At 45.0% G+C, this 9,794-nt stretch carries 7 protein-coding genes; 1 reads left to right on the top strand and 6 read right to left on the bottom strand.

From position 1 onward, the window contains the following. Window positions 1-393 precede the first annotated feature (393 nt). A complete protein-coding gene (gene rfbC / locus Q1A86_RS20875; protein WP_299811338.1) occupies window positions 394-927 on the top strand; it encodes a dTDP-4-dehydrorhamnose 3,5-epimerase in 534 nt (177 codons plus the stop codon). A 328-nt stretch (window positions 928-1,255) separates the two neighbouring features. Here rfbC and Q1A86_RS20870 read toward each other — a convergent pair whose 3' ends face one another. The 6 genes from Q1A86_RS20870 to Q1A86_RS20845 form a co-directional block, all read right to left on the bottom strand. Further along, window positions 1,256-2,560 (bottom strand): CDP-glycerol glycerophosphotransferase family protein, encoded by a 1,305-nt coding sequence (locus Q1A86_RS20870; protein WP_299811335.1) that lies wholly within the window; start codon window positions 2,558-2,560, stop codon window positions 1,256-1,258. 11 nt (window positions 2,561-2,571) lie between these two features. After that, window positions 2,572-3,027, bottom strand: a complete 456-nt coding sequence (gene tagD, locus Q1A86_RS20865) for a glycerol-3-phosphate cytidylyltransferase (RefSeq protein WP_299811332.1) — start codon at window positions 3,025-3,027, stop codon at window positions 2,572-2,574. Window positions 3,028-3,108: 81 nt separating this feature from the next. Next, the gene (locus Q1A86_RS20860) at window positions 3,109-4,539 is read right to left on the bottom strand and encodes an NDP-sugar synthase (RefSeq protein ID WP_299811329.1); all 1,431 of its coding nucleotides are present in this window, start codon (window positions 4,537-4,539) and stop codon (window positions 3,109-3,111) included. 10 nt (window positions 4,540-4,549) lie between these two features. Continuing rightward, window positions 4,550-6,700, bottom strand: a complete 2,151-nt coding sequence (locus tag Q1A86_RS20855) for a WecB/TagA/CpsF family glycosyltransferase (protein ID WP_299811326.1) — start codon at window positions 6,698-6,700, stop codon at window positions 4,550-4,552. A gap of 212 nt (window positions 6,701-6,912) precedes the next feature. After that, window positions 6,913-7,986: a glycosyltransferase gene (locus Q1A86_RS20850; protein ID WP_299811322.1), complete on the bottom strand. Its 1,074-nt coding sequence runs from the start codon at window positions 7,984-7,986 to the stop codon at window positions 6,913-6,915. Further along, window positions 7,976-9,334, bottom strand: a complete 1,359-nt coding sequence (locus Q1A86_RS20845; protein WP_299811319.1) for an oligosaccharide flippase family protein — start codon at window positions 9,332-9,334, stop codon at window positions 7,976-7,978. The genes Q1A86_RS20850 and Q1A86_RS20845 overlap by 11 nt, the downstream gene beginning before the upstream one ends. Window positions 9,335-9,794 lie beyond the last annotated feature (460 nt).

Raw genomic sequence — 9,794 nt, 5'->3', positions numbered from 1 at the left:
GGCGCTGCGCTTCTAGGGCGTGACTTCGCCACTTCTAGGGCGCTGCGCTTCTAGGGCGTGACTTCGCCACTTCTAGGACGCTGCACTTTTAGGAAAATGCGAAGACGGTACAAGCTGAGACGGAAATGCAGAACGGCCTGTGGCCTACGGTTGACGGTGAAAGGCGAAGAAGGGCGCTATCGTTGCTAGGACGTGACTTCGTCACTGCGAGAACGTCGCGTTGCGACTTCTAGATGCTATAAAAGCAAAGACGGTTAAAAGCCGGAAGAGCAAATACGCTGCTGTTTTTTGCTTTTGATTTCCTAGCAGGCCGAAGGCCGTTCTCGGAGCGAAGCGTCCTAGGTCCTAGGACCTTCTTTTAACCCTAGAATCTACGTTATTTTAAAGAGCATGATGAAACTAATTCCTACTTCAACTCCAGATGTGTTGCTGTTTGAACCGAAAGTCTTTGGTGATGCTCGGGGCTTCTTTATGGAAACTTTTCGCCAATCAGAGTTTGAGGCGCTATTTGGCGAAGCGGGCATGGTTTGCCCGAATTTTGTGCAAGAGAATATGAGCCGTTCGGCTAAAAATGTCCTACGCGGTTTACATTATCAAACGCTGCAACCTCAAGGTAAATTGATCCGCGTGACTGCTGGTAGTATTTTCGATGTTGCTGTCGATATTCGCAAAGACTCAAAAACCTATGGCCATTGGTTTGGGCAAGTGTTGTCTGCTGAAAATAGACTGCAAATGTATATCCCTCCAGGCTTTGCCCACGGCTTTTTAACCTTAAGTGACCATGCTGACATTATCTATAAATGCACCGATTACTATGCACCAGAGCATGAAAGGTGCATTGCGTGGAATGACGCTAGGCTAAATATTCAATGGCCGTTAGAAAAGGGCGTAGAGCCGATTTTGTCGGAGAAGGATAAAAAAGCTTAGAAGGGCGCTATGCTTCTAGGGCGTGACTACGTCACTGCGAGAGCGTCGCGTTGCGACTTCTAGGTGCTATAAAAGCAAAGACGGTACAAGTTTAGACGGAAAAGTAGAACGGCCTGTGGCCTACGGTTGACGGTGAAAGGCGAAGAAGGGCGCTATCGCTGCTAGGAGGTGACTTCGTCACTGCGAGAACGTCGCGTTGCGACTTCTAGATGCTATAAAAGCAAAGACGGTTAAAAGCAGGAAGAGCAAATACGCTGCTGTTTTTTGCTTTTGATTTCCTAGCAGGCCGAAGGCCGTTCTCGGAGCGAAGCGTCCTAGGTCCTAGAATCTAGGCTCTTCTTTTACCAATCCACTCCTCTAACGCTTCAAACGCATTTGGCGTGTCCTTCCCCCAAAAAAGCTCGCTTACGTTTTGGTAATCCTCTTGGTAGCTTTTCTGCTGCTTGGTGATTGCCTCTGGTGCTAATTGCTCTAATAACTCATCAAAGTTTGTGCATTTAGGTGCCAGTTCTGGCAGCTCTGCGGCGTAGCTGTACATATCGCGGCAATCTTGTTGGTAATGTTGCTCGTCGAAGCGATAAAAGCAAATAGGCGTGTTTAGTGGTAGAGCATCGATAAATAATGATGAATAGTCAGTGATGAGTAGATCAACTTGTTGCAAAAAACCATATACATCTTCTCGTTGCGAAATATTAATGATATTGGGGTAGCTTGTAAGCTCTTGAGCTAAATTCGCTTCATTCGGGTGCAGTCTGAGTAAAAATAATTGATTATGATTCACTAAGTGATTTGATAACTGCTGCCAGTCAAATGCCTTACTGTATGGATTTCCCTGTTTATGGCTATCGCGCCATGATGGCACATATAAAATAATGCTTGGCTGAGTCGCTTGCGTGGGGGCGTTATTACCGTTTGGAGCCATTTTTTCTTGCTTGTTTGAGCTAAAAATCTTTTCGAGTGGTTGGCGCTTGCTTGTGTACTGCGTGTAGTAATCTGTTCTTGGATTCGTTGCTCGTAGCAACTTAGTTCCACTAGTTACCGAGCCATCAGCGGCATGAACATTAGTGCCTTTAGCTAAGCGATTACTTGAGTCGTTAAGTCTAAATGCGCTGTTAAACAGAGAATTGACAAGTGCACTTGGGCTTAGCATTAAGTCTGGAGTGATGCGTTGCTGGTGGGCAACTAGCCATTGCTCACATAATGCTAGTTTACCTTTTGGGTTAAACACGTGTGCCATGGGACCGGTGTTGATATCGAACTCAATTTTCTTCATTGGCAGTCCATGCCATAGGTTTACCTTGGTGGCGCCATTGGCAAGCCACTGGTTAATGTCGCCAATATAACTGTTATAGAAATAATACTTAGCGGTTAGGGCATGAAAGATCCCTATGGCTGACCAGCGGTAGTACACTTCTAAATTTTGCCTCTGTAGCTGCTTGATAACCTCCGGGTTGCCACTAATCCAAATACAGCGAATAAACTTTGTCTGCTGCCAGTGCAAATACAAGTACTTACTGTTATCGCAAAAGCCTTCCTTATAACTACCAAAAAGCGCCTTACTTGAGCTACGGGGCGAAAGAGCCGAAAGCATATAGATAAGCTTCCTGATAATGGCTTTGGCCCAGTCAATCATAGAAAGCCTCATCATTTGTTTATCTTCTTTGCCGATGTTGAATTACTAGCAGTGTTGCCGCTCTTATTTCCAACTTGCTTAGGCTCGGCTAAGTTATTCTTTATCTCGGTGGTTGAGATTTCACCGGTTCTATCTAAATACACCACTTCACATAGCACTGAGAGCTCATCAAATTCGCCTTTCCAGTCATCCCCCATGCCAAAGATGCTCACATCATACTTACAGATATCTTTTGCTTTCTGATTCCAGTGGGTTTCAGGCACGACCATATCGACATATTGGCAGGCTTCAACAATCTCTGCGCGCTGAAAGTAACTAAAAAATGCGGCTTTGCCTTTTAAAGCGTTAAATTCATCGGTAGAAACGGCCACAATGAGTTTATCGCCCAATGCCTTTAAACGCTTAAATAAACGCACATGGCCATAATGGAAAAGATCGAAAGTGCCATAGGTGATGATTGTTTTCATAGTAACTCTCCGCTATCGAATCGGTTTAATCTGGTTTAGGCATGGTCATTCCTAGTTTTTTACTGGCTCTTTGTTGGTTCTTTACTCGTGCTTTGTTAGCTCGGTTGTTGTTTGCGGCTCGGGTGCTGAATAACTAAAAGATTGCTTGATGAGTTGCCAACGTTGACTCTTTTGCTTCGTTAACATGAACTCAGTTTCGATTAATTGCCTTTCCTCCTCAGGAACGACGTCGCGACGCAGCTGCAGCGGCCCATATAATCCAAGTTCGTTATTGTTAGAACGCTGATCTTGCTTTAAAAAAGGAGTACGGCCAAAGAAGTGAAGCCTACCTAACACCACAAGGTAGAGCTGCGGAAGTCTGCTGAAAAAGAGTGAGTTGTGGTTCCAGCGCCAACAGGCACAATTGTTATTATCCAGCTTAATGATATCTTTTATAAATGTGCTTTTATTAGAGCTTGCAAGGCTCGCAAGTAATAGGCCTGGCGAGATTAAAATGCCTAAGATAAACAGCGATAAGGCGTACAGTCTCTCGAGCAGTTTGACCTTTCGATTAGGTGCTTGGTTATGATTCTTAGCTATGATGCTGTCATCGTTCAGCTTGATTGCACCGCCAGTACTCGGTGTGAGCAGCATGTTATTACAGATAATGGCATTGCAAACATTAAGGCCTTGGCCAACGTAAGAGTCATCCAGAATAATGCAGTTTTTGAGGCTGGATTTAGCATCGACTAAGCAGTTTTTACCCACAATGACACTTTGCTGCATATTAACGCTTTCATCTATCCAGGTGTTGTCACCTATAACCCCCCAAGCATTTTGCATCCGCAGTTGACCCGTTTTTGTTTGGGCTCCGATATAGAAGCCATTTGCTTCATCGGCGCTGCTGCAGTAACGTCCTTTGGGCTCGGCCCCTACGACTTTTTTCAGTGCCATCGCTTGATTGGCTCGCATATATTCATCAAGTGTATTAAGCATATAGCAATCGCCATGCAGCACTTGGGTAACGGTGTCGTGTTTGTCACCAGTGTGCTTTGTATCATTACACAGAGGCCAGTTAAGCTCCTCTGTGTAGGAGATTGCGGCTGGTAGCATCATCAAGCCTGCATTTTGATCATCTAACTTTGCAATGACAAAGCTTTGGCTCATCTGCTGACTAAACTGCACAAAATGCTTGATGCAAGGACTCCTCAACATGTCTCCTCGGGCAAGTAATATCGATTCCGTTCTATCGAGTGCGAGCCTAGGAATGATCTTTGAAATATCTTCCTGCTGTTTACTCAGAAAATACTCGACTTCTAAGCCCCAAAGCTCGCCGTTACCGACTAATGTTTTTATTTCGCTAACTTGTGTCGAGACAACCAGCTTGACTCGTTCTATTCCTGCCTCGGCGAGATCTTCTAATGTGTACTCGATAATGCTTTTATTGCTAACAGGTAATAAAGCAGGGCAGTAATAGCTGTCGAGTGGCGCCAATTCTTTTCCGTCACGGTTTGCAAATATAATCGCTTGCATATCTCGCTCCTTAATACGCACCACGGGCAAAAATAACGGCGGGGATCGTTTTGAGTAGCAGTAAAAGATCGGCAGTAAAGGACTGTTGGTAGATATAATCGATATCGAGTTCTACTTGCTGTTCAAAAGGAATCGTTGAACGCCCTGATACTTGCCAAATGCAGGTGATCCCAGGTTTTATCATTAAACGGTTTCTATGATGTAACTTGTACTGTTTAACCTCACTGACTAGCGCTGGACGCGGGCCAACTAGCGACATGTCACCTTTTAATACATTCCATAACTGAGGCAGTTCATCGATTGAGGTCTTACGGATTAAACGGCCGACGAAGGTGATCCTAGGATCATTCTTCATCTTAAAGATGACGCCACCATCCATCTCATTGCTGTGGTTTAATGCCGCCAGCCGCTGCTCTGCATCTTGGAACATGGAGCGAAATTTCCACATGGTAAACGGTCGGTTATTAAGGCCAGCTCTAGGCTGACTAAATAGCACCATGCCTTTAGATTCACAGCGGATAAGCGCTGCGACGCATAAGAGCAGTGGTGATAATAGGATTAACAGGCAAGCCGAGATCATGATGTCGAGCAAGCGTTTGCAGCTACGAGTGATATGCCTATTTAGATTAAATGTTGCGCGGCGAAGATTCGCCTGCCTTGCATCGAATTGAGGAACGGTTCTGTTTTTAACCGTGGCTTTATTTAACTCGGTTTGAAGCTGCAGCTTTGTTAGGCTGCTATTGTTCTTTACTGCCGATGCTGGTGAGTCACGCTGCTTCTTTAGTTGACGGTTTTCACGCCAAACTCGATAGAGAAAGCTTGGATTGCCGATAATATAGCGTTTCCACATCCTTTTCGGCTCTTGCAGTAAGCGATAGCACCACTCAAAGCCCATCTGTCGTAGCCAGAGCGGTGCGCGCTTAATACGCTTAGCGTAAAAATCGAAGAGACCTCCCACTCCAATTCCGATAGCGCAAGTCAGATGTTGTTTATTGGCCTCTAGCCACAACTCTTGTTTAGGCGCTCCCATGGCGACCAGTAAAATATCGGCATTAGACTGGTTGATGGTGTCGATGACATGTCGATTCTCTTCGCTAAATGATTCGCTAAATGATTCGCTATTAAAAAATCCATGATGATAGCCTGCAATTTTGAGCTTTGGATACTGCTTTTGCATGTTGGCCGCAGCGGATTGGGCGACACCCGCGGCGCCGCCGAGCATAAAGATAGAAAGGTTATTGCTTTCGGCGAGCTGACACAGCCGAGGGAACACATCGGTGCCATTGAGGTTATCCTGTAGCGCTTTTTCTTTACTGAGACAGGCTAAGCGTATTCCTATGCCATCGGCAAAAGTGTGCTTAGTCTGCTTGAGGCACTGGCGGTAAGACTCATTTTGAGTACTGATATTAAGGCAATCGGCATTGATAAAGGCATACTGCTGCATAGGCTCTTCTTGATGCTGACACTGCTGTAATACATCATCTAACAGTTGTGTCATGGTCCAGTTATCGAGCGTGATGCCAAATATTGAGATCTTAGCTGTATTTCTGCTTGGTTTTTTAAAGGCGATACGGGTAAGGGTATAAACAATCGCTAGCCTTAGCAGAGCGAGCAGATAGTGGCCTAGACTTTGGTGTGATTTAGCGAGTGAGCTAGGTGCGGCCTCAAAACACAATCCCGTTGCAGCATTCATCTGCTCAATAGAGGTCAAGCCTGGTTTAATACGATAGGTTTTTCTAGCCGTTGAACTAGCCCTTGAGTTAGCTCTTGTATGAGCTTGGCTGCTGGTGGCTGTTTCGCTATCTTCAGGTAGTGTAAAGGTTGGCACCGTACCCAAAATTGAAAGCTCTCCCTTTAATAGATTGAGCAATACCGGCAGATGTTTAAACCAACCCGAATAGGAAAACTGTTTCAAGGCTATGTAGGGTAAACCTGAATACTGTAAATCTGCGTACTGTTTATCGAGACCGTGGATATAAACGGTTTCAAATGCACAGGGTTGAGTTAAAGCGCTCTTAAGGTATGCATATATGAATAATGGGGATGTTAGTAATAGTAATAACAAGGCGGTGAGAAAGTCGAAACAGCGAATGCTGAACCGTGAGTAAACGTAATGAATGGCCTGTGTATTCGACTCTTTATTTAAGTGGGTATTTTTCATTATAGAGTCCTTATTAATTGTGGAGTCGTAATGTACAAACGCCTAATCGCTATTGTTAACTAAGCATATACTAGGCCAATATTAATTATCTTATTATTCAGTGGCTTGCTGTTTTTTCTTGTAAGTGGCTGATTTTATCTAGCGTGGTGAGCTAGGCCATTTGCATCTTGCAAGGCAGGCTGCAAATGGCTTGGGGGAGGAATGTGAGACGGTTATTTTAATAGTGCGGGGTTTACTCCATCTTTGCTTATCTTAGCGGTTTGAATACGGCCGAGGACAAACTGTGCCAGTTCCTCAAAAACCTTATAGAGGCTGAGTGGTAGCAGTTTTAACAGGTAGGCTGCAGCCATGGTGGCTAAGGTACGTCCGGTTTCAGCTTTAATAATGCTTGGGGCAGTTTTTACGGCTAGATGCAGGTACTTAACGGCTTCTTTGCCATCTTTATTTCGAATGGCTTGCCTAGCAATATACCTAAGCTGATAAGCTCTGGCTTTCGCTTCATGTTTTGCCAGTAAATCAGGTGCATAACCTTTTGCCTTGTTAATCATATTCTCCCATGAGGCATACTGTTTTTTTAAATCTGCAGATAGCCCTTGGGCATTTAATCGATAGAGGGTGAGCGGCGCAGGGATCCCTTCTATTTTCCAGTGAGTAGTTGTGACTATTCTTAACCAACACTCGATATCTTCCGACTGGCGAAAGTTTTCGTCGAAGTAACAACTATGGGGCTGGCGCTTGTTTAATGCCTGAAACCGAATATCAGATAGGGTTTCTCGGCGAATGACGGGGGCGGAACCATTGCCTACTGGATTACGACAAAGTAGGTCGCTTGCCTCGATATTCGTGAGCTGAGGCATTTGGTAGATATTAATTTTTTGCCCCTGAAAATTCATAAACAAAGATCGGCAAAAACTAATGCCTACTTCGGGAGCTTGGTCGAGGTGAGTGATATGTTGCAGTAGCTTTTCTTTGTGCCACATATCATCAGAGTCGATAAATGCCACATACTGGCCAATGGCATGGCGAATGCCTGTATTACGTGCTGCCGCTAGACCTTGGTTCTGCTCATGCTCAATAATTCTAATTCTAGGATCGTGAAACTGTTTGCAAATCGCCAAGCTGTTATCCGGTGAGCAATCGTGGATCAGCAGTAGCTCGAAGTGTTTAAAGCTTTGGTTGAGCACTGAGTTTATCGCATCTTTAACAAAGGCTTCGACATTATAGATAGGCATCACTACCGAAACCTTTACGCTTGTGACCTTCTTGTGGGGTAAGTTAGCAGTCATAATGTGCCTCCGAGCGACAATGGGGGGTGGCGGTAATCGATTGAGTCAGTTTTAGATAGAGGGTGAAACTGGGCATCACAAAAAGGTGTGACAATAAGATCCCTAGCGCGACGGCCTGTAGTCCCCAGATACTAGAGACTGCAATTGTGATCGCCAAAATGAAGGTGAATGAACTGTTATATAACAGGTTAAGCTGGCTTCTACCTGCACTAATAAGATATTGACTAGCAGCCTCTCCAAGAGGCCTTACTAAGCCACTTAGGCAAAGCAGGATGAATACTGGCAGTGCGCCAGCATCCAGCCATTTCTGGCCGTAAACCCAAGGGACATAAAGTGGTGCGAGTACGGCCTGTAGGCTAATGATAGGTATTGTCAGTAACATGATGAACTTGAGTGACTTAAGGTATTTCTGTTCTAATGTCAGTTTTGAGGAGGCTGCGTCTTTATCTTTTTGACAAAGAAAGGAGTAAAGCGCGGTGCCATAACTTTGTACTAAGCCTAAGCTGATCCCTAAACTGGCGTTGAAGGCAAAGAAGTATACTCCTAGCGCTTCTATCCCAAGAAAATAGCCCACCAAGATGTAATCAACATTTTGTCTTAGCGCAATTGCCAAGTCACCCAGCCCTACCTGTAGGCCAAACTTAAGTATTGATTTGGACTTTGCAGGCAGTAGCTGCCATTGGTCTTCCTGCGTAAGGGATGAGGAACTGGTGCACGATGAGGTCTCCGGCAAGGGATTGTGATATCGATGAACCCCAATCCATATAAATACCACAATGATTTTGGGCAAAATAATCGCCCAAATCCCAAGCCCGAGTAAAGCGAAGCTGGCAGTTAACACTGCATCAAAAACTGTTTGCCAGAGCACAGCTCTGCCTACGACTCGCATTCGGTTTAAGCGCAGATTGACTGCGGCGTAGAGCATGCCAGATGGAAGTAGTAAATAGCTTGTTGCCATAAGTATCATAGGAAGAATTAGCTGCAAGTCATCGTAGTAGATTGCAAGCGGCCAGCTGAGTAAGCTCATGGCAACGAAGGCGATAATTGCGGCCAACCAATTAACTCGATTAGCTGCAGAAAGAGATTGTTTAATTTGGCTGTCATCCATTTTAATCAGCGCCGCACTAGAGATGCGACGCGTTGGTGTGCAGATGATCTCAAAGCAGGTGAGTATGATGGCAACCTGGCCAAAGACTTCGGGTGTCAGTATGCGTGCAATAATAATGCTAGAGCCTAGCCGAACCACGCGTCCAAGCACTTGAGCCGAGCCTAGCCAAAATAGACCTTTGGCTAGCGCACCATTTAAGGCTGTTGATAGAGCGTTGCGGTATGACACATAGCTTTGCATAGGAGTACCTGTTTAAGAGGTCGCTTTGATTTACATCTGTTCGAGCGATGAAATCACCAGTTATTGGTCATTAGTCACTAGTTTTAAATACAGGGATCATGCCAACCTGTATTTCAGCTATGTTTTGTTACTAACATCCTGGTTATTAAGATTATTTATGATGATTAAACTTAGGGCTAATTATGACTGCGTGTTTAGTTGGCATTGGGCTCGCATATTGCGAATCAGAATGAAAAGCAAGTTAAAGGCTAAGAAGGTCCTAGGTTCTAGGAAAAGCAGGTTCTAGGTTAAAGCAAAGACGGATAAGCAGAACGGCCTGCGGCCTTACGGTTTACAGAACGTTCGCTGGCTCACTCACAGAACGCCAGAGAAGGTCCTAGGTGCTAGGAAAAGCAGGTTCTAGGTTAAAGCAAAGACGGATAAGCAGAACGGCCTGCGGCCTTACGGTTTACAGAACGTT

Source organism: uncultured Shewanella sp., assembly GCF_947497935.1.
Taxonomy (GTDB): Bacteria; Pseudomonadota; Gammaproteobacteria; order Enterobacterales; family Shewanellaceae; genus Shewanella.
Note: the sequence above shows the minus strand (reverse complement) of the source record. Positions and strands in the feature narration are given on the sequence as shown.

Excerpts from the sequence above, each read along its gene's own strand:
- Q1A86_RS20860 (WP_299811329.1), bottom strand. The coding sequence starts at position 4,539 with ATGCAAGCGATTATATTTGCAAACCGTGACGGAAAAGAATTGGCGCCA.
- rfbC (WP_299811338.1), top strand. The coding sequence starts at position 394 with ATGAAACTAATTCCTACTTCAACTCCAGATGTGTTGCTGTTTGAACCG.
- Q1A86_RS20870 (WP_299811335.1), bottom strand. The coding sequence starts at position 2,560 with ATGATTGACTGGGCCAAAGCCATTATCAGGAAGCTTATCTATATGCTT.
- tagD (WP_299811332.1), bottom strand. The coding sequence starts at position 3,027 with ATGAAAACAATCATCACCTATGGCACTTTCGATCTTTTCCATTATGGC.
- Q1A86_RS20845 (WP_299811319.1), bottom strand. The coding sequence starts at position 9,334 with ATGCAAAGCTATGTGTCATACCGCAACGCTCTATCAACAGCCTTAAAT.
- Q1A86_RS20855 (WP_299811326.1), bottom strand. The coding sequence starts at position 6,700 with ATGAAAAATACCCACTTAAATAAAGAGTCGAATACACAGGCCATTCAT.
- Q1A86_RS20850 (WP_299811322.1), bottom strand. The coding sequence starts at position 7,986 with ATGACTGCTAACTTACCCCACAAGAAGGTCACAAGCGTAAAGGTTTCG.